The following is a 313-nucleotide window of genomic DNA, read 5'->3' on the forward strand; positions in this document are numbered from 1 at the left end:
TGCTTGGAGTGTTTCCTCTACTGCCCATCAGGTCTTGGAAAGTTTGTTTCTCGGCCGAATATCCCAGCATTGCAGTAAATCAGTTGGCAAAGAGCCGCACCGATATCTCCCTGGATGGGAACTGGCTTTTCATGCCCGATTACCAGTTAAATGATAAAGACAAGGAATTCTTAGGACAAACAGCTCCTCCGGTGCATTGGCAATTGCGCAACGACTTTACGTTTTGGAAAATGCATTTGTAACAGAACGCAGCGTCTCTGACTTTCACCGGATTATATATAATGGAAAACCATTGACTACAAACCTCTTTAAT

The 313-nt window shown here is 43.8% G+C and carries 1 protein-coding gene; it reads left to right on the forward strand.

What is annotated here, in order from left to right; translation table 11 throughout:
* The coding region (locus D0T87_RS24025) for a hypothetical protein (RefSeq protein WP_163178706.1) at positions 1 to 242 on the forward strand (242 nt) is incomplete at its 5' end.
* Positions 243 to 313 lie beyond the last annotated feature (71 nt).

The organism is Bacteroides sp. 51 (assembly GCF_010500965.1).
Lineage (GTDB): Bacteria > Bacteroidota > Bacteroidia > Bacteroidales > Bacteroidaceae > Bacteroides.